The 24933-nt window shown below is 59.0% G+C and carries 25 protein-coding genes; 20 read left to right on the forward strand and 5 right to left on the reverse strand.

Features of this window, described 5'->3' with window-relative positions; translation table 11 throughout:
• The first annotated feature begins 70 nt into the window (after positions 1–70).
• Positions 71–2119: a 3-hydroxybutyrate oligomer hydrolase family protein gene (locus HDE72_RS00050; protein ID WP_183736586.1), complete on the forward strand. Its 2049-nt coding sequence runs from the start codon at positions 71–73 to the stop codon at positions 2117–2119.
• A gap of 40 nt (positions 2120–2159) precedes the next feature.
• Here the strand turns inward: HDE72_RS00050 and HDE72_RS00055 are convergent, their stop codons facing one another.
• Positions 2160–2519, reverse strand: a complete 360-nt coding sequence (locus tag HDE72_RS00055) for an NADH-quinone oxidoreductase subunit A (protein ID WP_183736587.1) — start codon at positions 2517–2519, stop codon at positions 2160–2162.
• A 9-nt stretch (positions 2520–2528) separates the two neighbouring features.
• Positions 2529–2849, reverse strand: a complete 321-nt coding sequence (locus HDE72_RS00060) for a DMT family transporter (RefSeq protein WP_183736588.1) — start codon at positions 2847–2849, stop codon at positions 2529–2531.
• 309 nt (positions 2850–3158) lie between these two features.
• Between HDE72_RS00060 and mnmG the strand changes: the two genes are divergently transcribed.
• The 13 genes from mnmG to HDE72_RS00125 all read left to right on the forward strand — a co-directional run bounded on the left by mnmG (position 3159) and on the right by HDE72_RS00125 (position 15039).
• The gene (mnmG, locus tag HDE72_RS00065; RefSeq protein ID WP_183736589.1) at positions 3159–5096 is read left to right on the forward strand and encodes a tRNA uridine-5-carboxymethylaminomethyl(34) synthesis enzyme MnmG; all 1938 of its coding nucleotides are present in this window, start codon (positions 3159–3161) and stop codon (positions 5094–5096) included.
• Positions 5093–5746, forward strand: coding sequence for a 16S rRNA (guanine(527)-N(7))-methyltransferase RsmG (gene rsmG / locus HDE72_RS00070; RefSeq protein WP_183736590.1), 654 nt, complete (start codon positions 5093–5095; stop codon positions 5744–5746). The genes mnmG and rsmG overlap by 4 nt, the downstream gene beginning before the upstream one ends.
• Before the next feature lie 161 nt (positions 5747–5907).
• Positions 5908–6678, forward strand: a complete 771-nt coding sequence (locus HDE72_RS00075) for a ParA family protein (protein WP_183679451.1) — start codon at positions 5908–5910, stop codon at positions 6676–6678.
• Positions 6679–6739: 61 nt separating this feature from the next.
• The gene (locus HDE72_RS00080; protein WP_183736591.1) at positions 6740–7627 is read left to right on the forward strand and encodes a ParB/RepB/Spo0J family partition protein; all 888 of its coding nucleotides are present in this window, start codon (positions 6740–6742) and stop codon (positions 7625–7627) included.
• Between the two features lie 313 nt (positions 7628–7940).
• Positions 7941–8309: an ATP synthase subunit I gene (locus HDE72_RS00085; protein ID WP_183736592.1), complete on the forward strand. Its 369-nt coding sequence runs from the start codon at positions 7941–7943 to the stop codon at positions 8307–8309.
• Between the two features lie 48 nt (positions 8310–8357).
• Positions 8358–9167 (forward strand): F0F1 ATP synthase subunit A, encoded by an 810-nt coding sequence (gene atpB / locus HDE72_RS00090; RefSeq protein ID WP_183736593.1) that lies wholly within the window; start codon positions 8358–8360, stop codon positions 9165–9167.
• Positions 9168–9226: 59 nt separating this feature from the next.
• Complete coding sequence (gene atpE, locus HDE72_RS00095; RefSeq protein ID WP_183679459.1) at positions 9227–9505, forward strand: F0F1 ATP synthase subunit C; 279 nt, start codon at positions 9227–9229, stop codon at positions 9503–9505.
• Positions 9506–9548: 43 nt separating this feature from the next.
• Positions 9549–10019, forward strand: a complete 471-nt coding sequence (locus tag HDE72_RS00100; protein ID WP_034752697.1) for a F0F1 ATP synthase subunit B — start codon at positions 9549–9551, stop codon at positions 10017–10019.
• Positions 10020–10021: 2 nt separating this feature from the next.
• Complete coding sequence (locus HDE72_RS00105) at positions 10022–10567, forward strand: F0F1 ATP synthase subunit delta (protein ID WP_183736594.1); 546 nt, start codon at positions 10022–10024, stop codon at positions 10565–10567.
• A gap of 78 nt (positions 10568–10645) precedes the next feature.
• Positions 10646–12187, forward strand: a complete 1542-nt coding sequence (gene atpA / locus HDE72_RS00110; RefSeq protein ID WP_183736595.1) for a F0F1 ATP synthase subunit alpha — start codon at positions 10646–10648, stop codon at positions 12185–12187.
• A 62-nt stretch (positions 12188–12249) separates the two neighbouring features.
• Positions 12250–13125 carry a F0F1 ATP synthase subunit gamma gene (gene atpG, locus HDE72_RS00115; protein WP_183736596.1) on the forward strand — a complete coding sequence of 292 codons (876 nt, stop codon included), beginning with the start codon at positions 12250–12252 and terminating at the stop codon, positions 13123–13125.
• A 29-nt stretch (positions 13126–13154) separates the two neighbouring features.
• Positions 13155–14555 (forward strand): F0F1 ATP synthase subunit beta, encoded by a 1401-nt coding sequence (gene atpD / locus HDE72_RS00120; RefSeq protein ID WP_183736597.1) that lies wholly within the window; start codon positions 13155–13157, stop codon positions 14553–14555.
• 64 nt (positions 14556–14619) lie between these two features.
• A complete protein-coding gene (locus HDE72_RS00125; RefSeq protein WP_183736598.1) occupies positions 14620–15039 on the forward strand; it encodes a F0F1 ATP synthase subunit epsilon in 420 nt (139 codons plus the stop codon).
• A gap of 47 nt (positions 15040–15086) precedes the next feature.
• Here HDE72_RS00125 and HDE72_RS00130 read toward each other — a convergent pair whose 3' ends face one another.
• Positions 15087–15746: a TetR family transcriptional regulator gene (locus HDE72_RS00130; protein ID WP_183736599.1), complete on the reverse strand. Its 660-nt coding sequence runs from the start codon at positions 15744–15746 to the stop codon at positions 15087–15089.
• Between the two features lie 160 nt (positions 15747–15906).
• On the opposite strand from HDE72_RS00130, the gene HDE72_RS00135 reads away from it, so the two are divergent.
• Positions 15907–16740, forward strand: a complete 834-nt coding sequence (locus HDE72_RS00135) for an oxidoreductase (RefSeq protein WP_183736600.1) — start codon at positions 15907–15909, stop codon at positions 16738–16740.
• A gap of 63 nt (positions 16741–16803) precedes the next feature.
• On the opposite strand, the gene rsgA is transcribed toward HDE72_RS00135, so the two are convergent.
• Together rsgA and HDE72_RS00145 are read right to left on the reverse strand one after the other, a co-directional pair.
• On the reverse strand, positions 16804–17262 hold the full coding sequence (gene rsgA, locus HDE72_RS00140) for a GTPase RsgA (protein ID WP_183736601.1): 459 nt from the start codon (positions 17260–17262) through the stop codon (positions 16804–16806).
• A 278-nt stretch (positions 17263–17540) separates the two neighbouring features.
• Positions 17541–18095, reverse strand: a complete 555-nt coding sequence (locus HDE72_RS00145) for a hypothetical protein (protein WP_183736602.1) — start codon at positions 18093–18095, stop codon at positions 17541–17543.
• A gap of 236 nt (positions 18096–18331) precedes the next feature.
• Here HDE72_RS00145 and HDE72_RS00150 point away from each other — a divergent pair, with 236 nt between their 5' ends.
• From HDE72_RS00150 to xylF, 5 genes are all read left to right on the forward strand, one after another.
• Complete coding sequence (locus HDE72_RS00150; protein WP_183737169.1) at positions 18332–19873, forward strand: aldehyde dehydrogenase (NADP(+)); 1542 nt, start codon at positions 18332–18334, stop codon at positions 19871–19873.
• Positions 19874–20060: 187 nt separating this feature from the next.
• Entirely contained in the window at positions 20061–21221 is a 1161-nt protein-coding gene (locus HDE72_RS00155; protein WP_183736603.1) for a fumarylacetoacetate hydrolase family protein, read from the forward strand.
• Between the two features lie 33 nt (positions 21222–21254).
• The gene (locus HDE72_RS00160) at positions 21255–22022 is read left to right on the forward strand and encodes an SDR family NAD(P)-dependent oxidoreductase (RefSeq protein WP_183736604.1); all 768 of its coding nucleotides are present in this window, start codon (positions 21255–21257) and stop codon (positions 22020–22022) included.
• The gene (locus HDE72_RS00165) at positions 22019–23806 is read left to right on the forward strand and encodes an IlvD/Edd family dehydratase (RefSeq protein WP_183736605.1); all 1788 of its coding nucleotides are present in this window, start codon (positions 22019–22021) and stop codon (positions 23804–23806) included. Before HDE72_RS00160 ends, HDE72_RS00165 begins: the two co-directional genes overlap by 4 nt.
• Positions 23807–23897: 91 nt before the next feature.
• On the forward strand, positions 23898–24872 hold the full coding sequence (gene xylF / locus HDE72_RS00170; RefSeq protein WP_409254944.1) for a D-xylose ABC transporter substrate-binding protein: 975 nt from the start codon (positions 23898–23900) through the stop codon (positions 24870–24872).
• Positions 24873–24933 lie beyond the last annotated feature (61 nt).

A 24933-nucleotide genomic window follows, 5' to 3' on the forward strand; every position in this document is an offset into this window, starting at 1 on the left:
CCGGATTCGTCCGGCGTTTTTTTATGGGCGTTCGATGTTGAGCGGTGTCTGATTTCCTTGGAGAACAGCTATGCAAAAGACGTTTACCCTCGCAGGCCTGTGCGGCTTGTTGGCAGCTTGCGGCAGCAACCATGCGCCGGAACAATTGAACCAGATGCCCAGTTACCTGGGAACGATCACGCGTGCCGATTACGACGGCAAGAGCAATGACTTGCTGACGGCAGGCTTGGGCAAGACGGGGCTGGCGGCGGGCACGCCCGCGTATGCCAACCCGGAACAGCCGACGGCGGTCGAATTGCGCCGTAATGCCATCTATGCCAATTACCGCGCCGTACTCGATATTGCGGCCAACAGCGGTTACGGCAGCCTGTATGGACCGAACGTCGATGCGCAGGGTAAGGTTGGCGGCGGCGAGGGCTTGATAGCCGGCAGCGAATACATTGCCTATGCCGACGATGGCACCGGTCGTAAAAACGTCACCTTGATGGTGCAGATACCGAATAGCTTCGATCTCGAGCGGGCCTGCATCGTCACCGGCACCTCCAGCGGTTCGCGCGGCATTTACGGCGCCATCGGCAGCTCGGGCGAGTGGGGTTTGAAAAATGGCTGCGCCGTGGCGTATGCCGACAAGGGTTCCGGCACCGGCTTGTACGTCATCGAGGACGATAGCGTCAACCTGCAGAACGGCTTGCGTGCGGGGCGGATCGCGGCGGGCAAGCAAGCCATCTTTGCTGCTGAGCTCAGCGATGCCGATCGCCAAGCTTTTGCCGTCGCTTACCCGAACCGCATCGCTTTCAAGCATGCACATTCACAACAGAACCCGGAAAAGGATTGGGGCAGGGTCACCTTGCAGGCGGTCGAGATGGCCTACTACGTACTGAATGAACGCTATGGCCCGTTGGCGCGCGACGGCAGTGGACACACCGTGCGCTTGCATCCGAGGAACACGATCACCATCGCCTCCAGCATTTCCAACGGTGGGGGCTCAGCCTTGCTGGCGGCGGAACAGGATAGCAAGGGATTGATCAGCGGCGTGGCAGTCAGCGAGCCGCAAATCCAGCCTGGGACTGCAACGGCATACAGCGTGCGCCAGGGCGGGGTGCTGGTTGCCGCACCGGGCCGTGCCCTGTTCGACTATGCCACGTATGCGGCGCTGTATCAGCCCTGCATCGCTTCCGTGGCGGGGGCGTCCGGACGTTGCACGGCGCTGGTGGCGAAAGGCTTGTTGACGGGCCCCGACCTGGTGGCGCAGCAGAACGATGCGAAACGGCGCTTGCAAGCTTATGGCTGGCTGCCCGACTCCGATCCCTTGCAGGCGGCGCACGCGGGCACGAATATCTTAGTCGCTGTCACGTATGCCTATGCCTACGGTAAATTTTCCGTCACGGATCAAGTTTGCGGTTTTAACTTTGCGCAGACCGATGGCGCCGGCAATCCCATCGGTTTCAGCAGCATCCAGAAGGCAGCCAGCTTTGCTGCCCAAAACGGCATCCTCGGCAATGTGCTGTACGAGAAATCCATCGGCGGCGCCAAAGTCTACACGGCAGGTGTATCGCCATCGAGCAACCTGGCTGACCAGTCGCTCGATGGTTTCCTGTGCCTGCGCAGCCTGGCCACGGGTGTGGATGCCGTCAGCGGCGCCAGGCTGGAAGGCACGCTGGCCGGGCAAAGCGTCCGTGTTCGTGCTGGCATGGCGGAAGTGCAGGCTACAGGCAAGCTCGGCGGCAAGCCGGCCATTATCGTGCATGGGCGCAGCGATACGCTGATACCCGTCAATCACGCGTCGCGCGCTTATCTGGGCTTGAACGCCGTGGCCGACGGCGCCAACAGCAAGCTGCGTTATATCGAGGTGACGAACGCCAACCACTTCGATTCTTTCAGTAACGCCTTGCCCACCTTGATTGTGCCCCTGCATGTGTATTTCAACCACGCACTCGACGCCATGTATGCGCATCTGCATTCAGGGCAAACCTTGCCGCTGTCGCAAGTGGTGCGCACGGTAACGCGGCTTGACGCCAACACGCTCATCACGACTGCCAATGTGCCACCGATCGCCACGTCACCGGCGGCGGGCAATCTGATCCAGGTGACGGCAACGGCGGTGAATATTCCCAACTAGCCTGAGCTGTTCCACGTTCCACGTGAAACATCGGCGCCCGCTACTCCCATTCGAGGGCGCCCTTTTTCCATTCATAGGCGAGGCCGATGACCAGGACGCTGAGGAAAAGCATCACGGCCCAGAATCCCATCAGGCCCAGTTCCTTGACATTGGCCGCCCAGGGCATCAGGAAGATGACTTCGATATCGAACAGGATGAAGAGGATGGCGACCAGGTAAAAGCGGATATCGAACTTCATCCTGGCGTCGCCGAATGCTTGGAAGCCGCATTCGTATTGAGACAGTTTTTGTGGGTCCGGTTTATGTGGTCCCAGCAGGCGGCCCAGCAGCATGGGCACGATACCCACCAGTGTACCAATCACGATAAACAGCAGGACAGGAAAATAGGCTTCGAGGAACATGCAGACTCCTTAGTGGGTAGAAGACAGTTTCATCAGCACGATGCCGCAGACGATGAGAATGGCGGCGATCACACGCAGGGTGCTCAGTTGTTCACCGAGCACGACGATGCCGACGATAAAGGCGCCGACAGCGCCGATGCCGGTCCAGATCGTGTAAGCGGTGCCGAGGGGAATGGTACGCATGGCGTATGACAGCAAGCCGAAGCTGGCGATCATCATGACGAGGGTAATCAGGGTGGGGAGGGGTTTGCTGAAGCCGTTGGAGAGCTTCATCGAATAAGCCCAAACGACTTCAAAAATGCCGGCAATAACTAAACAGATCCAGACCACGGGAGGCTCCTTGCAAGAGCGGGCCGTCCCGGTGCGTTCCCATGATGGGGGAGGCCGTCCTCCTGGTCATCGCCAGCGTGTGGCGTGCACATGCTTGTAAACGATGCAAGGATGGTAGCTGAAAAGGAGAGTATTTGCCAGCATGTTCCACGTGGAACAGCGGAATTGGGAGCAGGGCCTTTTTCTTGCTGAGTAAAAATTAAGCAAAAAATTGAGCCTCGCAAGGTTGCGCTTGCAAAAAGACTCTATAATCGGAGCTCACACCTCGCATTTTTACTCGCATCTTTACTTGCATCTCTATTTATACTCATGTTATTTCCTACAGAATTCGACGTCATCGTTGTCGGTGGTGGTCACGCCGGTACCGAAGCGGCCCTCGCTTCCGCCCGTATGGGGCAGAAGACGCTTTTGCTCACGCATAATATCGAGACCCTGGGCCAGATGTCGTGCAACCCTTCCATCGGTGGCATCGGCAAGGGCCATTTGGTCAAGGAAGTCGATGCCATGGGCGGCGCAATGGCGATTGCCACCGACGAGTCCGGTATCCAGTTCCGCATCCTGAACTCCTCGAAAGGCCCGGCAGTTCGCGCCACGCGCGCCCAGGCCGACCGCATTTTATACAAGGCCGCCATCCGTACCCGCCTGGAAAATCAGCCCAATCTGTGGCTGTTCCAGCAGGCTGTCGATGATTTGATCGTTGAAGGCGACCGCGTGGTCGGCGCCGTCACACAGATCGGCTTGAAGTTCCTGGCACGCGCCGTCGTCCTGACGGCTGGTACTTTCCTCGACGGCAAGATCCACATCGGCTTGAATAACTACTCGGCCGGCCGCGCTGGCGACCCACCGGCGCTGTCCTTGTCGGCCCGTTTAAAGGAATTGAAACTGCCGCAGGGCCGTTTGAAAACCGGCACGCCGCCGCGTATCGATGGCCGCAGCATCGATTTTTCGGTGATGCAGGAACAGCCGGGCGACCTCGATCCGGTGCCGGTGTTCTCGGTGATGGGCAACACGTCCATGCACCCGCGCCAGGTGCCGTGCTGGGTCACGCACACGAATAGCCAGACGCACGACATCATCCGTGCCGGCCTGGACCGCAGCCCCATGTACACGGGCGTGATCGAGGGCGTGGGCCCCCGTTATTGCCCTTCGATCGAAGACAAGATCCATCGCTTTGCGGGCAAGGAATCGCACCAGATCTTCCTCGAGCCGGAAGGCTTGACGACGCATGAGTTCTATCCAAACGGCATCTCCACCAGCTTGCCGTTCGACGTGCAGATCGCCCTGGTGCAATCGATGAAGGGTATGGAAAACGCGCATATCCTGCGCCCTGGTTATGCCATCGAATATGACTATTTCGACCCGCGCGGCTTGAAAGCCTCGCTGGAAACCAAGGCCGTGGCAGGCTTGTTCTTTGCTGGCCAGCTCAATGGCACCACCGGCTACGAAGAAGCGGCCGCGCAAGGCATGCTGGCGGGCTTGAATGCGGCCTTGTTGACGCAGGACAAGGATGCCTGGGTGCCGGGCCGCTCCGAGGCCTATCTGGGCGTGCTGGTCGACGATCTGATCACCCAGGGTGTGCAGGAACCCTACCGCATGTTCACCAGCCGCGCCGAGTACCGTTTGAGCTTGCGCGAAGACAATGCCGACATGCGTTTGACGGAAATCGGCCGTGCGCTGGGCTGCGTGGGCGACGCGCAATGGCAGGCATTCGAGAAAAAACGCGAAGCGGTGGCCCTGGAACTGGAGCGTTTGCGCTCTACCTGGGTCAATCCCCGTATCCTGGCGGCCGCCGAATCGGAGCGCATCGTGGGCCAGGCCATCGAGCGCGAGTACTCGCTGGCCGACCTGCTGCGCCGTCCGAACGTGGCTTATGACACCCTGATGAGCATGACCGGTATGGAAGGCCAGGCCCTGGCCGGACCCGGCGTGGAAGACGCGGCCGTGCGCGAACAGGTGGAAATCCAGCTCAAATATGCCGGTTACATCGAGCGTCAAAGCAAGGAAATCGAACGCCACGAACACTATGAAAACCTGGCTTTGCCCGAGGGTTTCAACTATCTGGACATCAGTGCGCTGTCGGTCGAAGTACGTCAAAAACTCGACAAGCAGCGCCCTGAAACCCTGGGCCAGGCATCGCGCATTTCCGGCGTGACGCCGGCGGCGATCTCGCTGTTGCTGGTCCACTTGAAAAAGCGCGGCTTCGGCGGCGCGCACACGCAGACTTTAAAGGATGAGGTTGTTGAATGAAGCAGCAGTTTGACCGGGCCGCACTGGCCCCGATTTTGCATGAAGGTATCGCCGCGCTGGACTTGAATCTGAGCGTGGAACAGTCGGAAAAACTGCTCGATTACCTGGCCTTGCTGGCCAAGTGGAATAGTGTCTACAACCTGACATCGGTGCGCGATCCGATGCAGATGCTGACCTTGCATGTGCTCGATTCGCTGGCGGCGATACCTGCTTTCGCCGACGCGAAAAACGTGCTCGACGTGGGCGCCGGTGGTGGCTTGCCGGGCATGGTTTTGGCGATTTCGCGGCCCGATATGAAGGTGGCGATGATCGATACGGTACACAAGAAAACGGCTTTTTTGACGCAAGTGAAGGCGGAATTGGGCTTGAGCAATGTGACGGTGTACACGAAACGGGTGGAACAGCTGGAAGTGCAGCAAAAATTCGACGTGATCACCTCGCGTGCTTTTGCGGACCTGTCCGATTTCGTCAACTGGTCGGGCCACCTTTTGGAAGAGGGTGGTCAATTCATCGCCTTGAAAGGGGTGGCGCCGCCAGACGAGCGCGAGCGACTGCCAGCAGAGTGGAAAGTGAGCGAATTACGGCCTATCCAGGTGCCAGGGCTAAATGCAGAGCGTCATCTGGTCTTTATAGCAAGAGTTTTAATTTGAAAATTTAAACGGTATAAATCATATAAACAGTTTATACGGTATAAATTATATAAACCGTATAAACGATTTATATTGTATATATGAAATAAACAGTATAAATCGTTTCGGTCGGACGCCGGAGCGCAATCATGCAGTGTGCATCCTTTACAACTAGAAGATACATGGCCAAAATTTTTTGTGTAGCAAATCAAAAGGGTGGTGTTGGTAAAACCACAACAAGCGTCAACCTCTCCGCTGGCCTGGCCAAGTTGAACCAGCGCGTGCTGCTGGTCGACCTCGATCCGCAAGGCAATGCGACCATGGGCGCCGGCATCAACAAGGCTGGCTTGCCGTCGTCGACCTATGAAGTGATGCTGGGCGAGTCCGATGTCAAAACGGCACGCCAGCGTTCGGAAGCCGGGCGCTTCGATGTCTTGCCGTCCAACCGCGAGCTGGCCGGCGCCGAAGTCGAGATGGTCGACCTGGATAACCGCGAACGCCGCCTGAAGGATGCGCTGGCCGAAGTCGATGGCGAATATGATTTCATTTTGATTGATTGCCCACCGGCATTGTCGATGCTGACCCTGAACGGCCTGTGCGCCGCGCATGGCGTGATCATCCCGATGCAGTGCGAGTACTACGCGCTGGAAGGGTTGTCCGACCTGGTCAACACGATTAAAAAAGTGCACGCCAACCTGAACCCGGATTTGAAGATCATCGGCTTGCTGCGCGTGATGTTCGATCCACGCATGACATTATCGCAACAAGTATCGGCCCAGTTGGAACAGCACTTCGGCGACAAGGTCTTCAAGACCATCATCCCGCGCAACGTGCGCCTGGCCGAAGCGCCATCGTACGGCCTGCCCGGCGTGACTTTTGACCCCAGCTCGAAAGGCGCGCAGGCGTATATCGCTTTCGGCGCTGAAATGGTTGAACGCATCAAACATATGTAATAGCAGTAAGGCGCGGACACTATGATGTGAGCGCTTACTTAAAAAATACAATTAGGACAGCATGGCTACGAAAAAACTAAAAGGACTGGGTCGCGGACTCGACGCGCTATTGGGCGGCGGCGGTGGCGACTTCGCCAGTCCCGAGCACAATACGCCGAGCAACTTGCCGGTGTCACAAATGCAAGCCGGCAAATACCAGCCGCGCACCCGCATGGACGAGGGCGCCCTGAATGAACTGGCTGCCTCGATCAAGGCGCAGGGCTTGATGCAACCGATACTGGTGCGGCCGATCGGGCAGGACACTCTGAGCGGTCTTGTCAAATATGAAATCATTGCCGGTGAGCGCAGGTTCCGCGCGTCGCAACTGGCCGGCCTGACGGAAGTGCCGGTGCTGGTGCGCGATGTGGACGACCTGGCCGCTGCCGCCATGGCGCTGATTGAAAACATCCAGCGCGAAGACTTGAATCCGCTGGAAGAAGCGCAGGGCATCCACCGCCTGATCACGGACTTCAGTTTTACCCATGAGCAAGCGGCCACTGCGGTCGGGCGCTCGCGCAGCGCGGTGTCTAACCTGTTGCGCCTGATGAATCTGGCGGCGCCCGTGCAAACCATGCTGATGGCTGGCGATATCGACATGGGCCACGCGCGCGCCTTGCTGGCGGTCGATGCGGCCAGCCAGATCAATCTGGCCAATCAGGTGGTGGCCAAGCGCTTGTCCGTGCGCGAAACGGAAAAGCTGGTCACGCGCAGCGTCGAGGAAGCGGCCAACCCGGTCGAGCCACGGCAAAAAGAAAAGTCCGGTGATATTGCCCGTCTGGAAGAAGAACTGTCCGATACCCTGGCCACGCCCGTGGTGTTCAAGATGGGCAATAAAGGACGTGGACAATTGGTGATCGATTTTGCCGACCTCGATGTGCTCGACGGTGTGCTGGCCCGGCTGCGCGGCTAAGTCATCGCCACATCGATATAGTCATCACTGATCATTACCACTAGTTATAGCGAAACACGACGCTGCGGAAGGTGGCCTGGCTTGCCAGTTAACGCTTTCCGCAGGCAATTGGTGGTTTCTTGCTAACACGCTCAAAAGCCGCTGTACAAGCGGCTTTGTCATATATTGGTGCAAATGCCCGCGAATAGTCGGTAAAGCGTCTGTTTCACGCAGCAATTGCCCTGCTGCGGTGCGGCAACGTTTGACTCACTATATCAAAGCCAACTATAATCCCGTGTCTTTGCGTGTGTAGATTTTTCTGGGGACTTGGTAATTGAGTGATTCACAACAAAATATTGCCAAACCAGTCTACAAAGTAGTTGCCCTGCAACTAGCAATCGTTATCAGCTTTTCAACTGTCACCCTGTTTTTCGGTGGTAGTATCAAAGGCTGGTCCGCCGCATGTGGCGGCGCTATCGCAGTCATCGGCAGCCTGGCGTATGCCATGTTGGTCGCCAGCGGTTCCAGCGACGCCAACAAGGCATTCCGGGCGCATTTGCGCGCAGAAGTGGTGAAAATATTTATCACAGCGGTGCTGTTTATCACAGCACTGGTGTTGTTTCAGTCGGCCGCCTGGTTATGGCTGATCTTGGGTTTCGCGGTGGCAACCTTAGCATACTGGTTTTCATTGCTCGCTGTTTAATCATTGGTTTCGGGGTGTATGCCTTGAAACGACAAATCTAAATTCATTATGACCACAGAACACGCTATTGAAGCGGGCCATGCTGCCCCGGCTAACGCCACAGAATACATCAGCCATCACTTGTCTCACTTGAGAAGTGCCGACGGCACCATCAATCTGGATACGTTCTGGATTTCGGCCATATTGGGCTTTGTATTCCTTGGTGTTTTCTACCTGGCATCGCGTCGCGCGACCGCTGGCGTGCCTGGCAAGCTGCAAAACTTCGTAGAAATGATCATGGAAATCGTGAATGACACTATTAATGGTGCCTTTCACGCGAAAAGCAAGATCATCGCGCCGCTGGCCATCACTATTTTTGTCTGGGTCTGGCTGTTGAACGCCATGGACTTCCTGCCGGTTGACTTGCTGCCGAAGATTTTGGGCTGGTTTGGCGTGCATAAACTGCGTGCCGTACCGACCGCCGACGTGAATCACACCTTCGCCATGTCGTTCTCGGTGGTGCTGTGCATTATCGCTTTTTCGATCAAGGCCAAGGGCCTGGGCGGCTGGATCAAGGAATTGTTCACCGCGCCGTTCCACGCAAATGGCGTAATCGCCATGATCGCCCTTGCGCCAGTCAATTTCTTGCTGCAAATGGTTGAGTTGGTTGCAAAACTGATCTCCCTGTCGCTGCGTCTGTTCGGCAATATGTATGCCGGCGAACTGATTTTCATCTTGATCGCGTTGTTGCCTTGGTGGGCACAGTGGGCGTTGGGTGGTCCATGGGCAATTTTCCATATCTTGATTGTAACTTTGCAAGCTTTTGTGTTTATGGCGTTGACGGTGGTGTATCTGAGCCTTGCGGTTGAGAAGCACTAACCTTTAACTTTATATTTTGTTTTTTTAGTATCTTTCGTTTTTAAATTTAGGAGAATTTTATGCAAGCTCTGATCGCACAAGTACAAAGCATGACCGTTCTGGCAGCAGCAATCATCATCGGCCTGGCCGCAATCGGCACCGCTCTGGGCTTCGCTATCTTGGGTGGCAAATTCCTGGAAGCATCGGCTCGTCAACCTGAACTGATGCCACAACTGCAAACCAAGCTGTTCGTTATCGCTGGTCTGCTGGATGCGATCTCGATGATCGGCGTTGGTGTTGCTCTGCTGTACACGTTCGCTAACCCGTTCCTGGCTGCTTTGACCGCTGCTGCTCAGTAATTCGCTCCAACCCTAGGAGAAACTTTTAGTTAGGAGCAAAGGTATGGACATCAATATGTCGCTCATCGGCCAGATGATCACCTTCGCGGTGTTGGTCTGGTTCTCGATGAAGTTCGTATTTCCAGCGCTGAACAATGCGCTGGATGAGCGTGCCAAACGAATCGCGGATGGATTGGCTGCGGCCGATCAAGGTCAGGCTTCGATGGCAGTCGCTGAAAAGCGTGCGCAAGAGGCATTGAACAGTGCACGTGAAGAAGCTTCGCAACGCGTTGCGGACGCTGAGAAGCGCGCGCAGCTGGTTGCTGAAGAGATCAAGCAAAATGCACAAGCTGAAGCTGCGCGTATCATTGCGCAAGCCCAGTCGGACGCCGAGCAGCAACTGTCGAAAGCACGCGAACAATTGCGCGCTCAGGTGGCTGACCTGGCTGTTAAAGGTGCCGAGCAGATCTTGAAGCGTGAAGTCAACGCTACGGCTCACGCCGAAATGTTGCAGCGTCTTGCTGTTGAGCTGTAATCATGGCAGAACTCGCAACCGTCGCCCGTCCCTACGCGGAAGCTTTGTTCCGCGTAGCCCAAGCTGGTAAGGAGTCAAGCAACCTCGCGGTGTGGTCCGAACTGGTGTCTGAATTGACACAGATCGGCAGCCACCCCGAGGTACAGGCGTACGCGCGCAATCCGAAAGTTTCGGAAAGCGATGTCGTCGCCACCATCCTGTCGTTGTTGAAATCGCCGCTCAATGAGGAAGTGAAAAACTTCCTCACCTTGTTGATCGAAAATGGCCGCATTAGCCTGCTGCCGGAAATCGGCGCGCAATTCCACGTGTTGAAAAACAACCTGGAAGGTGCGGCTGACGCCGAGATCACGAGCGCTTTCGATCTGAGCGAAGGCCAAACGGCCGAGCTGGTCGCAACGCTGGAAAAGAAATTCAGTCGTAAGCTCAACCCTGCCGTGACAGTAGATCCATCGCTGCTCGGCGGTGTACGCGTGGTTGTTGGTGACCAGGTGCTCGACACTTCGGTGCGCGCCAAGTTGCAGCAACTGCACGCTGCACTGTTGGCGTAAGAACCGCGCTTCGGCAGGCCAGCTTAGACAGACCCTTACCCCTCGCGCAAGCTGAGAGAAACACTTTTAGGAGTTAGTATGCAACTCAACCCATCTGAAATCAGCGAGTTGATCAAGAGCCGGATCCAAGGTCTTGACGGCGGCGCTGAAGTGCGTAACCAAGGCACGGTTATTTCCGTAGCCGACGGTATCTGCCGCATTCACGGTTTGTCGGACGTGATGCAAGGCGAGATGCTGGAATTCCCAGGCAATACCTTTGGCCTGGCCATGAACCTGGAGCGCGACTCCGTTGGTTCCGTGATTCTGGGTGCCTACGAGCACATCTCCGAAGGCGACACGGTGAAGTGCACCGGCCGCATTCTGGAAGTGCCAGTCGGTCCTGAACTGCTGGGCCGCGTAGTCAATGCGCTGGGTCAGCCTATCGACGGCAAAGGCGCCATCGACACCAAATTGACGGCTGCGATTGAAAAAATCGCGCCGGGCGTGATCGCCCGTGAATCCGTTTCGCAACCGATGCAAACCGGCCTGAAGTCGATCGATGCGATGGTTCCAGTTGGCCGCGGCCAGCGCGAACTGATCATCGGCGACCGTCAAACCGGTAAGTCGGCTGTAGCGATTGATGCGATCATCAATCAAAAAGGCCAGGGCATGAAATGTATCTACGTCGCGATTGGCCAAAAAGCCTCGTCGATCAAGAACATCGTGCGCTCGCTGGAACAACACGGCGCGATGGAATACACCATCGTTGTTGCTGCTTCCGCTTCGGAATCGGCCGCCATGCAATACATCTCGCCGTACTCCGGTTGCGCCATGGGCGAATACTTCCGTGACCGCGGTGAAGATGCACTGATCGTCTATGATGATCTGTCGAAACAAGCTGTTGCTTACCGTCAAATCTCGCTGCTGCTGCGCCGTCCACCAGGCCGCGAAGCGTACCCAGGCGACGTGTTCTACCTGCACAGCCGCCTGCTGGAACGCGCAGCACGCGTGAACGCCGACTATGTCGAGAAGTTCACCAACGGCGCCGTCAAAGGCAAGACCGGTTCCCTGACGGCATTGCCGATCATTGAAACGCAAGCTGGCGACGTCTCGGCATTCGTTCCAACCAACGTGATTTCGATTACCGACGGTCAGATCTTCCTGGAAACCTCGCTGTTCAACGCCGGTATCCGTCCTGCAATTAACGCCGGTATTTCCGTATCGCGCGTCGGTGGCGCCGCCCAGACCAAGGTCATCAAAAACCTGTCCGGTGGTATCCGTACCGACTTGGCGCAATACCGTGAACTGGCTGCGTTTGCGCAGTTCGCTTCCGACCTGGACGAATCGACCCGCAAGCAGCTGGACCGTGGTGCACGCGTAACGGAATTGCTGAAGCAAGCCCAATACTCGCCACTGTCGATCTCGCTGATGGCCGTATCGCTGTTCTCGGTGAACAAAGGCTTTATGGACGACGTGCCAGTCAAGCAAGTGCTGTCGTTCGAAGCTGGTGTCCACGCTTACATGAAGACCAAGCAAGCTGCTCTGCTGGCCAAGATCGAAGAAACCAAGCAACTCGACAAAGACAGCGAAGCAACTCTGTCGGCGGCCATTGCTGATTTCAAGAAATCCGGCGCATATTAAGCGGCCAGGCGGCGCCCACCTTGAGTGCGGCGCCGCCCTACGCGCAGAAGGAGTAAGGACTCATGGCATCAAGCAAAGAGATACGGGGCAAGATCAAGAGCGTAGAGAATACGAAGAAGATCACCAAGGCGATGGAAATGGTCGCCGCGTCCAAAATGCGCAAGGCGCAAGACCGGATGCGGGCCGCTCGTCCCTACAGTGACAAGATTCGTAATATCGCCGCCAATCTGGCGACCGCCAATCCGGAATACACGCACCCGTTCCTGGCAGCAGCCCAGGGTACGCAAGCCAAGGCAGTGGGTTTCATCGTTGTCACGACCGACAAAGGTCTGTGCGGCGGCATGAACACCAATATCTTGCGTCAGGTGACGTCCAAGTCGCGCGAGCTGGAAACAGCTGGCAACCGGGTTGAAGCAGTCGCTATCGGTAACAAGGGTTTGGGTTTTTTGAATCGTATCGGCGTCAAGGTCATCGCTCACGCGATTCAGACCGGCGACACGCCGCACCTGGATAAATTGATCGGACCTGTCAAGGTCATGCTCGAAGAGTTCCAGGCTGGCAAGCTCGATGCAGTTTATCTGTGCTACACCAAATTCATTAACACGATGAAGCAAGAGCCGGTTGTGGAGCAATTGCTGCCACTGCCAGAAGACAAGATGCAAGCCGACCAGGGTGCCCACAAGTGGGATTACATCTATGAGCCGGATGCACAAGCTGTCATCGATGAATTGCTGGAGCGCTATGTAGAAGCGCTGGTGTACCAGGCAGTCGCAGAAAATCTGGCGTCCGAGCAATCGGCACGGATGGTGGCGATGAAAGCTGCAAGCGACAACGCGGGTAGTGTGATCGGCGAATTGAAGCTGATCTACAACAAGACCCGCCAAGCTGCGATTACCAAAGAACTCTCCGAAATCGTCGCCGGTGCGGCTGCGGTTTAAACGAATTTAACTATATTGAAGGAACGAACATGGCTGATGGCAAAATCGTTCAGTGTATTGGCGCTGTGGTGGACGTTGAATTTCCACGCAACGCGATGCCCAAGGTATTTGATGCCTTGAAAATGGCAGGCTCGGAACTGACCCTGGAAGTACAACAGCAGTTGGGCGACGGCATAGTCCGTACCATTGCACTCGGCTCGTCCGATGGCCTGCGTCGCGGCATGATAATCCAGAACACCGGCAAACCTATCATGGTGCCAGTCGGTAAAGCAACCCTGGGTCGCATCATGGACGTGCTGGGTAACCCGATCGACGAATGCGGCCCAGTGTCGCACGAGCAGATCGCATCGATCCACCGCACCGCTCCTGCGTACGACGAACTGTCGCCATCGCAAGAACTGCTGGAAACCGGCATCAAGGTGATCGACCTGGTGTGCCCGTTTGCAAAAGGCGGTAAAGTTGGTCTGTTCGGCGGCGCTGGCGTAGGCAAGACCGTGAACATGATGGAACTGATTAACAACATCGCTAAAGCGCACAGCGGCGTGTCCGTGTTCGCCGGTGTGGGTGAGCGTACTCGTGAGGGTAACGACTTCTATCACGAGATGGCTGACGCAAAAGTGGTCGATCTGGAAAATCCGGAGAACTCCAAAGTAGCGATGGTCTACGGTCAGATGAATGAACCGCCAGGTAACCGTCTGCGCGTTGCGCTGACCGGCCTGACGATCGCTGAATCGTTCCGTGATGAAGGCAAGGACGTGTTGTTCTTCGTCGACAACATCTACCGCTTCACCCTGGCCGGTACCGAAGTATCGGCACTGCTGGGCCGTATGCCTTCGGCTGTGGGTTACCAACCTACCCTGGCTGAAGAAATGGGCCGTCTGCAAGAGCGTATCACGTCGACCAAAACCGGCTCGATTACCTCGATCCAGGCCGTCTACGTTCCAGCCGATGATTACACCGATCCGTCGCCTGCTACCACCTTTGCTCACTTGGATTCGACCGTTGCGCTGTCGCGTGACATCGCTTCCCTGGGTATCTACCCAGCCGTGGACCCACTGGACTCGACCTCGCGTCAGCTCGATCCGCTGATCGTTGGTCAAGAGCACTATGACACCGCGCGTGCCGTACAAACGACCCTGCAACGCTACAAGGAATTGCGCGACATTATCGCCATTTTGGGTATGGACGAGTTGGCGCCGGAAGACAAACTGCTGGTAGCACGTGCACGTAAGATGCAGCGTTTCCTGTCGCAGCCATTCCACGTCGCTGAAGTCTTTACCGGCGCGCCTGGTAAATACGTTTCGCTCAAAGACACGATCAAGGGCTTCAAAATGATCGCTTCGGGCGAACTCGATCACCTGCCGGAACAAGCGTTCTACATGGTCGGCACGATCGAAGAAGCAATCGAAAAAGCCAAGAAACTTAACTAAGTTAAGTTTGGGCCTAACCCCGTCCTTTACTTAGGACGGGGTTCTTCAACCCGATAGGACAGACATGGCACACACAATTCACGTTGACGTGGTTTCCGCTGAAGAACTGATTTTTTCAGGCGAAGCAGAATTCGTCGCGTTGCCGGGTGAGCAGGGCGAGCTGGGTATCTACCCACGCCACACGCCTTTGATTACCCGCATCCGTCCGGGCGCGGTCCGCATCAAGGTAGTCGGCCAGGCTGAAGAAGAATTCGTCTTCGTTGCTGGCGGCCTGCTGGAAGTGCAGCCCGACACCGTGACCGTCCTGGCCGATACCGCGATCCGCGGTCACGACCTGGATGAAGCGAAAGCGCTGGAAGCGAAGAAGTTGGCGGAAGAAAATATCCACAACAAGGATTCGGGCATCGACTACGCGCAAGCGCAAGCCGAGCTGGCCAGTGCAATTGCACAGCTGGCAGCGATCCACAAGCTGCGTCAGCATTAATTTGCAGACTCGCAGCAATGCAAGAGGCAGCCTTCGGGCTGCCTTTTTTATTGGCTTGGCGGTATCGTCTCGACCAGGCCGGCGGCAGTCGCCTGCAGCAAATAACGCAGCCGGGGACCAAAGTCGAGTGCGACATGGCCCCATGCCGGCACTTCCTGATACAGCTGCGCAAGCGTGGGCGTGGGGTGCGCCACTTGCCAATGGCCGGCGGCCAGCATGATCGTCGCCGCCAGCAGACCTTGCAGTTGCTGTTCCGTCATGCTACTGGCCTGCACCAGCATGCTGGCAATCTTGTCGTGCGCGGCAAAGGCATTGGTTTTGTAACGCCTGGCCCGCTCGATATCGACCGCGCCTTCCAGGCTCAGCGTGACATGTGTCAACAGGTCGCAAAAGACGGGCAGCGAGATGATGGTATCGGCGACAACCCCGGCAACTTCCATCGGCGTCATGCCAAGCCGCGTTCCCAGCGTGTTTTCGATCGCATCGCGCCAGCGCATCCAGCAGCGTTCGGCCAGTTCAAGCAATAGCTCTTCCTTGTTGGCGTAATAGCGCCGCACGCCGGTGCGGTGCAAGCCGGCGCGGTCGGTCACCGCCGCCACCGTCACGAAACGCACGCCTCCCAGCGCAAGGGCCAATGATTCCGCCGCGTCGAGTAACGCTTCGTAACGTTGTTGCTTGTCTTCGATGGAACGGGCTCTTTCTTTCATGCCACGATTTTAACGCATCTCACTGTGCGTTACATGAAAAACCGTGCTATCTTCCAGTTAACGCATCATTGGGTGCGTTAAATGGAATGGAAGTATGGAGCAGTGTGTCCTGAACGGCCGCCACATACTGACACCGCAGTCAATACATGGAACCACTACTATGAAAACTCAGACAAAACCCGTCGTCCTGATTACTGGCGCCTCTTCTGGCATGGGCAAGGATTTCGCCTTGCGCCTGCTGTCGGAAGGCTACATCGTCTATGGCGCGGCGCGACGGATTGAACGGATGCAAGAGATCGAGGCGGCTGGCGGCATTGCGCTGGCGATGGATGTTACCGAGGATGACACGATGGTGGCGGCGGTCGAACGCATCATGCGCGAACAGGGACGGATCGATGTGCTGGTCAATAGCGCAGGTTATGGGCAGATGGGTGCCCTGGAAGATGTGCCAGTCGACGCAGCCCGCCGTCAGATCGAAGTCAACCTCATCGGCCTGGCGCGTCTCACGCAACTTTGCCTGCCGCACATGCGCGCGAAAAAATTCGGGAAAATCATCAATATTTCTTCAATCGGAGGGAAGTGTGCGTTTCCGCTGGCGGGCTGGTATCACGCCTCGAAGTTCGCGCTGGAGGGATATTCGGATGCACTCCGGATGGAAGTGCGTCCTTTCGGTATCGATGTCATCGTGATCGAGCCGGGAGGAACCGAGAGCGAGTGGTTTCCTGTCGCCATAGCCGAACTCGAACGATATTCCGCGCAAGGCGCTTATGCCCGTCTGGTGCAGGCAATGCAGCACTCGCCTTCCTGGAAAAGGAAAATGCCACCGGCGGCCGTCATTACCAATCTGCTGATCAAGGCGCTCAAGGCGAAAACGCCGCGAACCCGCTATCACGGCGCTTCGGGTTCGGGCGTCATCCTGTTTCTGCGATACATATTGCCAGATCGCCTGTACGACCGTCTCATCATGTCGCAGTTCCGCCAGCGATCAGTCTGATGGGCAGATGCTCGCCAGGCATCCGCACTGCTTTACAAGCGAGGGTGTGTGAACGGGCTTACTTCATGCACTCACCCTGGCGCGCTTTCCCTTCTCCTGTACCGCTTTGACCAGCGTCTTCCACTTGGCCCGCGCGGCGATACGGTCGAGCGGGGTTTGTGTTTGCCGCTGGGCTTCACGCAGCAGCTTGTGATAATTGCGCAGGCGGTTTGCATCGACGGCATCGCGCACCGCGCAGCCGGGTTCCCGGGCATGCTGGCAATCGCGGAACTGGCATTGCTCGGCCAGCGCGGCGATGTCGTCGAAGGTGGCCGCCAGCGTGTCTGCATCGGTATCGGCGCGCCAGCTGCGCAAGGCCGGCGTATCGATGATGCAGGCGCCCGAGACGCAGCGGTGCAGCGAGCGGGCGGTGGTCGTATGCCGGCCACGTCCAAAGGCAGAAGTGTCTTGCGTGGCGGCTGCACGGGCGATAGCCTGCTGCAGTCCGATCAGGCGTAGTGAAGCGAAATCGAAGTCGATCATGGTAGCGTAATTCCGTATTCTGTCGTCCGCAAGCGGACGTGAAGCCTGCGCGTGCAGGCACCGCCAGTCAGGGTGGACTGGCACGAAGAATGGGAAGTCGGCTACGCGATCACGCGTCGGGCAAAAACCAGGTCAGCTCGCTAAAACGATGCTAAGGATCGACAGTGATCAGGCAGCCGACAAGACGGCAGTATCCAGATGGCGCACGTTATCGACTCCTTTGAAGATGAGGTAGAGCGCCAGTGTGCCAGCAGCACGCAGTGGCGTCAATCTGTATGTCAGCTACACATGCCGTAAGCCTTGCGCTCGTCAAAATAGCGGTAGGTAAAGGTGCGCACCGGATAGCGCTTGCCGCCGACCAGCATGTCGGGCATGGACAGGTCAAAACGCTGCGGCATCTGGCGCGGCAGTTGCAGGCGGATGCGCCATTGCGTCTCCTTGCTGTTGCCGACGGCGGAAAACATGATGGGCAGCTGTTCGATGACATCGACGATTTCCGCCTTCTGGCTCATGCCGCGCTGGTAGATGGTCAGGATCTTGGCCGTTGCAAACGGCTCCTTGTGCGGCTCTGCCAGCAAGAAGGACAATCGCGTAAAGCTGGCCTGGGTGCCCACGGGCAGCGTGAAGATCAGCGCCAGCTCCGTGCCGCCCGCCTGCAAGGTGACGGGCGGCGTGGCATAGATGCTGATACCGCGCGGCAGCTCGAAACGCGAGCCTTCCGTCCACGTCTTGCACTCGGGCGTGGTGGCCTGATACAGGCTGGGCGCCGTGTAATCGTCGCAGGCGGAGACGAGCAGCAGCAGTGGCAGGGCGAATAGAGCAGAGCGGCGCATGGCGATCACGGGTGGGGACAGGAGCCGACAGTGTAAGCGATCCACTCGTGGGCTACCAGCACGGCTTGTCGTGTTGCGATGCAGCATAGCGCTGCAGGATGTGGACTGGCGCTGGCCTTATGGCGTCTATCCGGCATACCATCATGGCCATACGTGTCGCCTGCCTGTGGTCTGAGGCCTGAAGTATGGGCGGCGCGCCTCTCCACTTTCGCAAAGGAAGCAGCATGAGTTCAATATTGGGTATCAGCGGCGATGCCTTGATCAATGGCCAGGCCGTGCGCGGCACGCAAGCGTCTTTCCAGGCGTTTGATCCGGCGCAGGGCGTGGAAATCGCGCCTGCCTTCTACACCGTCGACAATGCACAGATAGACCAGGCCTGCCGCGCGGCGCAGGCCGCTTTCGATCCCTTCCGTGGCACGACGAACCTGCAGCGGGCCGACTTCCTGGAAGCCATCGGTGCGCAAATCCTGGCGCTGGGCGACGCGCTGATCGTGCGGGCCATGGCGGAAAGCGGCTTGCCGCGCGCCCGCCTGGAAGGTGAACGGGGCCGCACGGTGGGCCAGCTGAAGCTGTTCGCCGACCTGCTGCGTGCAGGCGCATGGCAGGATATCCGCGTCGACAAGCCACTGCCCGAGCGTGCGCCGCCGCGCCCTGAACTGCGTTTGCGCATGATAGGCCTGGGGCCCGTCGCCGTGTTCGGGGCGAGTAATTTTCCGCTGGCGTTTTCGGTGGCAGGCGGCGACACGGCGGCCGCGCTGGCCGCTGGTTGTCCGGTAGTGGCCAAGGCCCATCCGGCCCATCCCGGCACCTCCGAACTGGTGGCGCGCGCCGTCGTGCAAGCGGTGGCTGACTGCGGCTTGCCGGCTGGCGTATTTGGTTTGCTGACGGGCGTGGGCAATGCGCTGGGCGGCGAGCTGGTGCGCCATCCCGCCATCCAGGCTGTCGGCTTTACAGGTTCGCGCCAGGGTGGCGTGGCCCTGATGGCGATAGCCGCCGCCCGCCCGCAGCCCATCCCCGTGTATGCGGAAATGAGCAGCATCAATCCCGTGTTCCTGTTGCCGCAGGCGCTCGCTGCGCGCGGTGAATCCATCGCCGCCGGCCTGGCTGCCTCGCTGACCATGGGCGTGGGCCAGTTCTGCACCAATCCTGGCCTGGTACTAGGGCTGGCCGGCAGCCACTTCGAGCACTTCGGTTTCAGTCTTGCCAAGGCACTGGGAGCGGCGCCGGCCGGCGTCATGCTCACACCGGGCATCGCTGCCAACTACCAGCGCGGCGTGGTCCATTTGGCCAGCCAGGATGGCGTGCAGACGATGCTGGAACCGGTGGCGTCCGATACGTGCAAGGCCTTGCCGGCCGTATTCCGCACGACGAGTGCGGCCTTTCTTGCCAGCGCCGCGCTGGCCGAAGAAGTGTTCGGGCCCGTCACCTTGCTGGTCGAATGCACGGATGTCGACGACATGCTGTCCATCACGGAGCAACTGGAAGGGCAGCTGACAGCCACCCTGCAAATGGATGCGGGCGACCTGGAAGCGGCGCGCCGTTTGCTGCCGGCGCTGGAGCGCAAGGTGGGCCGCATCCTCGCCAACGGCTATCCGACCGGCGTGGAAGTGGCCAGCGCCATGGTGCATGGCGGGCCCTATCCCGCCACCTCGGATGGCCGCAGCACCTCGGTGGGCACGGCGGCGATTCAACGCTTCCTGCGGCCCGTGTGCTATCAGAATTTTGATGAGGCCTTGCTGCCGCAGGCCTTGCGCGACGGCGTGCCTGGGCACTCCTGAGACGGCTGAAGGGAAGAAAACAAAGGCGCTGCGGCGCCTTTTTTCATGGCTTGGCCTATGCTGCATTGCAATAAGAATAATCATCAAGCATTTTGGTGATTTTCGTAATTGCGGTGGCTCAGGGCTGCGCGCAGAATCGGTACCACCTTGCAGTCATCCCTTAGTTCCACGCCTTCGAGAGTCCCGCATGCAGCCGATTTCACCATCCACCATCTTGCCTGTCGATTTCAACGCCGCCGTGCTGGTGGGGCGTATCTGGCGCGATGGTCCCTGCGTCATCGCCGTGCGCAACGGCGAAGTGATCGACATCACGCAGACGGTGTCCACGGTGGCTGAGCTGCTCGACAGCGGCGATGCGCTCGGCATCGCCCGCCACGCGCCCGGTGTTTCGCTGGGCCCCGTACAGGCGCTGCTGGAACTGGCCTTGTCCGCTCCCGTCGACCAGCCCCTGTTATTGGCGCCATGCGACCTGCAAGCGATCAAGGCCTGCGGCGTGACATTCGCCGTCAGCCTGCTCGAAAGAGTGATCGAGGAACAGGCCGGGGGCGACGCGGCGCGTGCCGCGAGCCTGCGCACCGCGCTGCAAGACACCCTGGGCAGCGATTTATCGGCCCTGCGTCCCGGCTCGGATGCGGCGCAGCGCTTGAAGCAGCAGCTGCAGCAGCGCGGCGCCTGGTCGCAGTATATGGAAGTGGGCATCGGTCCCGATGCGGAAGTGTTTACCAAGGCGCAAGCCATGTCCGCCGTCGGCTGCGGCGCGCAAGTGGGCTTGCTGCCGAACTCCGCCTGGAACAACCCGGAACCGGAGATCGTCCTGGCCGTCAACAGCCGTGGCGAGGTGCTGGGCGCGACCCTGGGCAACGATGTGAATTTGCGCGACATCGAAGGGCGCAGCGCGCTCTTGCTGGGCAAGGCCAAGGACAACAACGGCTCCTGCGCCATCGGTCCCTTCATCCGTCTGTTCGACGAGGGCTTCACGCTCGATACCGTGCGCCAGGCGGAAGTGTCGCTGCTGATCGAAGGTGCCGATGACGGTTTTGTGCTGGAAGGCGCCAGTTTCATGCGCGAGATCAGCCGTGATCCGCTCGACCTGGTACGCCAGACGGCGGGTGATTATCACCAGTATCCGGACGGCTTCATGCTCTTCCTGGGCACCATGTTCTCGCCCGTGAAAGACCGCGATGAGCCGGGCGGCGGTTTCACGCACCACCTGGGCGACCGGGTCACCATCGCCAGTGCCGCGCTGGGCGCCCTGGTCAATCAAGTGCAGCGCTGCGACGCGATCCCGCCATGGACCTTTGGCGTGCGCGCGCTATATCAAAACCTGGCCAGCCGCGGCTTGCTCTGATCCGATTTCTACAATAAGAAGAGAGACTTTTTTATGCAGCATGCGACTTATCCCAGCCTGGCCAACAAGCGCGTCGTCATTACGGGCGGTGGCACCGGCATTGGCGTGGCCATCGTCGAAGCGTTTGCGCGCCAGGGTGCCCACGTCACCTTTCTCGACATCGCCCGCGAGGCTTCACAGGCGCTGCAAGCGCAGCTGGCCCACTTGCCACAGCCGCCCGTTTTCCGCTATTGCGACCTGACCGACCTCGCTGCGCTGGCCACCACCTTTGCCGACATCGAGCGCAGCGCCGGCGCGGCCGATATCCTCGTCAACAACGCGGCCAACGATGACCGCCATCAGTTGCAGGACGTGACGCCCGCCTACTGGGATGAGCGCATCGCGGTGAACCTGCGCCACCAGTATTTTTGCGCCCAGGCCGTGGCGCCCGCCATGCGTACCAAACGCAGCGGCGTGATCCTCAACCTGGGCTCGATTTCCTGGCATCTGGCGCAAGCCAATTTGTCGATCTACATGACGGCCAAGGCCGGCATTGAAGGCTTGACGCATGGCCTGGCGCGCGACCTGGGTGTTGACGGCATCCGCGTCAACTGCATCATTCCGGGGGCCGTGCGCACGCCGCGCCAGGAGCGTTTGTGGCATACGCCGGAAGCGGAAGCCGTGATCCTGCAAGGCCAGTGTTTGCAGACGCGCGTCGAGCCGGATGACGTGGCGGCGCTGGCGCTGTTCCTCGCTTCCGACAATGCCGCCAAGTGCACGGGGCGCGAGTACTTTGTCGACGCGGGCTGGTACGGCGCATGAGTAACTCGGCCACAGCACCGGTGCGCCGCTTCCGCTCGCAGGACTGGTTCGACAATCCCGACCATATCGACATGACGGCGCTGTATCTGGAACGCTTCATGAACTACGGGATCACGGCCGAGGAACTGCGTTCGGGCCGGCCCATCATCGGCATCGCGCAAAGCGGCAGCGATATCAGTCCCTGCAACCGCATCCACCTGGAACTGGCCAAACGCGTGCGCGACGGCATCCGCGATGCGGGCGGCATCCCGATGGAATTCCCGCTGCATCCGATCTTTGAAAACTGCCGCCGTCCCACGGCGGCGCTGGACCGCAACCTGGCTTACCTGGGCCTGGTGGAGATTTTGCACGGTTATCCTATCGACGCCGTGGTGCTGACGACGGGCTGCGACAAGACCACGCCGGCCCAGCTGATGGCCGCCGCCACGGTGGACATTCCCGCCATCGTGCTGTCGGGTGGCCCCATGCTCGACGGCTGGATGGATGGCGAATTGGTAGGTTCGGGCGCCGCCATCTGGAAGGGCCGCCGCCAACTGGCCGCAGGCGCCATCGACAATGATAAATTCCTGCAGATCGCCGCCGCCTCGGCGCCTTCCGCCGGGCACTGCAACACCATGGGTACGGCGTCGACCATGAATGCGCTGGCCGAGGCTCTGGGCATGTCGCTCACGGGCTGCTCGGCGATACCCGCGCCCTACCGTGAGCGGGGCCAGATCGCCTATGAAACGGGGCGCCGCATCGTCGAGCTGGCGCATGCCGACGTGCGCCCGTCACACATTTTGACGCGTGAAGCTTTTCTCGACGCCATCATCGTCAATGCCGCCATCGGCGGCTCCACCAACGCCCAGCCACACCTGATGGCCATGGCCCGCCACGCAGGCGTGGAACTGCATTCGAGCGACTGGATGGCACATGGTTACGACGTGCCGCTGCTGCTGAACATGCAGCCGGCCGGGAAGTATCTGGGCGAGCGTTTTCACCGCGCCGGCGGCGTGCCGGCGGTGATGTGGGAGCTGTTGCAGGCCGGTTTGCTGCACGCCGAGCGCCCCACCGTCACGGGCTTGAGCATGGCGGCCAACCTGGCGGGCCGCGAAAGCGCCGACCGCGAGATGATCCGCCCTTTCCATGCGCCGCTGAAGGAAAAAGCGGGTTTCCTCGCATTGCAGGGCAATCTGTTCGATTTCGCCATCATGAAAACCAGCGTGATCTCGGCCCAGTTCCGCGAGCGCTATCTGTCGCGCCCCGGCAGCGAGGGCGTGTTCGAGGCGCGCGCCATCGTGTTTGACGGTTCCGCCGATTATCACGCGCGCATCAACGACCCAGCCCTGGCCATCGACGACAGCTGCATGCTGGTGATGCGCGGCGCCGGTCCCGTGGGTTGGCCCGGTTCGGCCGAAGTGGTCAATATGCAGCCGCCCGACGCACTGCTCAAGGCCGGCATATTGAACCTGCCTACCCTGGGCGACGGGCGCCAGTCGGGCACTTCGGACAGCCCCTCGATCTTGAACGCCTCGCCGGAAAGCGCGGTGGGCGGCGGCCTGGCGCTGCTGCGCACGGGCGACACCATCCGCGTCGACCTGAATGCGGGCCGCTGCGACATGCTGGTCGATGCCGCCGAACTGGTGCGCCGCGCGCAGGAATTGCCACCGCCCGTGAACGATAGCGCCACGCCGTGGCAGGAAATTTACCGCGCCAGCGTGGGCCAGCTGGAGACGGGCGCCTGCATGGAACTGGCCTTGAAATACCGCGCCGTGGGGCAGACGCTGCCACGCCATAACCATTGATGTAGGAAGCCGCAACACCTGTAGTGAAAAACGTTCTTAATAAAATCCAACAAGGAGACACGTAATGAACAAGATCATCAGTGCAGCCCTCATGACCGCCATGCTGGCGCTGACCAGCGGTTCCGTCCTGGCCGACGCCAAAAATCCGAAGATCGGTTTTTCCATCGACGACCTGCGCGTGGAGCGCTGGACGCGCGACCGCGACTTCTTTATCGCCGCCGCCGAAAAGCAGGGTGCCAAGGTCTTCGTGCAGTCGGCCGACGCCAGTGAGCAGCGCCAGATTTCGCAAATTGAAAACCTGATTTCGCGCGGCGTGGACGTGCTGGTGATCGTGCCCTTCAATGCGACTGTCCTCAACAACACCGTCAAGGAAGCAAAAAAAGCCGGCATCAAGGTGCTGTCGTATGACCGTTTGATCCTGAACGCCGATATCGACGCCTACATCTCTTTCGATAACGAGAAAGTGGGCGAGATGCAGGCCGAAGGCGTGGTCAAGCTGCAGCCCAAGGGTAATTACTACCTGCTGGGCGGCGCACCGACCGACAACAACGCCAAGATGCTGCGCGAAGGACAGATGAAAGTCTTGAAGCCTTATATCGACAAGGGCGACATCAAGGTCGTCGGCCAGCAATGGGTCAAGGACTGGAGCGCTTCGGAAGCCTTGTCCATCGTGGAAAACGCGCTGACGGCCAATAAAAACAAGATCGACGCCATCGTCGCCTCGAACGACGGCACGGCCGGCGGCGCCATCCAGGCCCTGGCCGCGCAAAAACTGGCCGGCAAAGTGCCGGTGTCGGGCCAGGACGCCGACCTGGCGGCCGTCAAGCGCGTGATCGCCGGCACGCAGGCGATGACCGTCTACAAGCCCTTGAAAACCATCGCCTCGGAGGCGGCCACGCTGGCCGTGCAACTGGCCCGCAATGAAAAGCCGGCCTATAACTCCAGCTATGACAATGGCTTGAAAAAAGTCAGCACGGTGCTGTTGAAACCGACGCCGCTGACCAAGGCGAACGTGAATATTCTCGTCGATGATGGGTTTTATACGAAGGCGCAGCTGGGAAATTGATCCTTGCGTGATGCCGGCTTGCGCGCTGCGCGCCAAGCCGGCCTTTTTCCTTCGTATCCGC

The organism is Janthinobacterium saanense, from assembly GCF_014200675.1.
Taxonomy (GTDB): Bacteria; Pseudomonadota; Gammaproteobacteria; order Burkholderiales; family Burkholderiaceae_D; genus Janthinobacterium.

Coding starts and splice junctions, on each gene's coding strand:
- HDE72_RS00050 (WP_183736586.1), top strand. CDS start 71: ATGCAAAAGACGTTTACCCTCGCAGGCCTGTGCGGCTTGTTGGCAGCT.
- HDE72_RS00055 (WP_183736587.1), bottom strand. CDS start 2,519: ATGTTCCTCGAAGCCTATTTTCCTGTCCTGCTGTTTATCGTGATTGGT.
- mnmG (WP_183736589.1), top strand. CDS start 3,159: ATGTTATTTCCTACAGAATTCGACGTCATCGTTGTCGGTGGTGGTCAC.
- rsmG (WP_183736590.1), top strand. CDS start 5,093: ATGAAGCAGCAGTTTGACCGGGCCGCACTGGCCCCGATTTTGCATGAA.
- HDE72_RS00075 (WP_183679451.1), top strand. CDS start 5,908: ATGGCCAAAATTTTTTGTGTAGCAAATCAAAAGGGTGGTGTTGGTAAA.
- HDE72_RS00080 (WP_183736591.1), top strand. CDS start 6,740: ATGGCTACGAAAAAACTAAAAGGACTGGGTCGCGGACTCGACGCGCTA.
- atpB (WP_183736593.1), top strand. CDS start 8,358: ATGACCACAGAACACGCTATTGAAGCGGGCCATGCTGCCCCGGCTAAC.
- atpE (WP_183679459.1), top strand. CDS start 9,227: ATGCAAGCTCTGATCGCACAAGTACAAAGCATGACCGTTCTGGCAGCA.
- HDE72_RS00100 (WP_034752697.1), top strand. CDS start 9,549: ATGGACATCAATATGTCGCTCATCGGCCAGATGATCACCTTCGCGGTG.
- HDE72_RS00105 (WP_183736594.1), top strand. CDS start 10,022: ATGGCAGAACTCGCAACCGTCGCCCGTCCCTACGCGGAAGCTTTGTTC.
- atpA (WP_183736595.1), top strand. CDS start 10,646: ATGCAACTCAACCCATCTGAAATCAGCGAGTTGATCAAGAGCCGGATC.
- atpG (WP_183736596.1), top strand. CDS start 12,250: ATGGCATCAAGCAAAGAGATACGGGGCAAGATCAAGAGCGTAGAGAAT.
- atpD (WP_183736597.1), top strand. CDS start 13,155: ATGGCTGATGGCAAAATCGTTCAGTGTATTGGCGCTGTGGTGGACGTT.
- HDE72_RS00125 (WP_183736598.1), top strand. CDS start 14,620: ATGGCACACACAATTCACGTTGACGTGGTTTCCGCTGAAGAACTGATT.
- HDE72_RS00130 (WP_183736599.1), bottom strand. CDS start 15,746: ATGAAAGAAAGAGCCCGTTCCATCGAAGACAAGCAACAACGTTACGAA.
- HDE72_RS00135 (WP_183736600.1), top strand. CDS start 15,907: ATGAAAACTCAGACAAAACCCGTCGTCCTGATTACTGGCGCCTCTTCT.
- rsgA (WP_183736601.1), bottom strand. CDS start 17,262: ATGATCGACTTCGATTTCGCTTCACTACGCCTGATCGGACTGCAGCAG.
- HDE72_RS00145 (WP_183736602.1), bottom strand. CDS start 18,095: ATGCGCCGCTCTGCTCTATTCGCCCTGCCACTGCTGCTGCTCGTCTCC.
- HDE72_RS00155 (WP_183736603.1), top strand. CDS start 20,061: ATGCAGCCGATTTCACCATCCACCATCTTGCCTGTCGATTTCAACGCC.
- HDE72_RS00160 (WP_183736604.1), top strand. CDS start 21,255: ATGCAGCATGCGACTTATCCCAGCCTGGCCAACAAGCGCGTCGTCATT.
- HDE72_RS00165 (WP_183736605.1), top strand. CDS start 22,019: ATGAGTAACTCGGCCACAGCACCGGTGCGCCGCTTCCGCTCGCAGGAC.
- xylF (WP_409254944.1), top strand. CDS start 23,898: ATGACCGCCATGCTGGCGCTGACCAGCGGTTCCGTCCTGGCCGACGCC.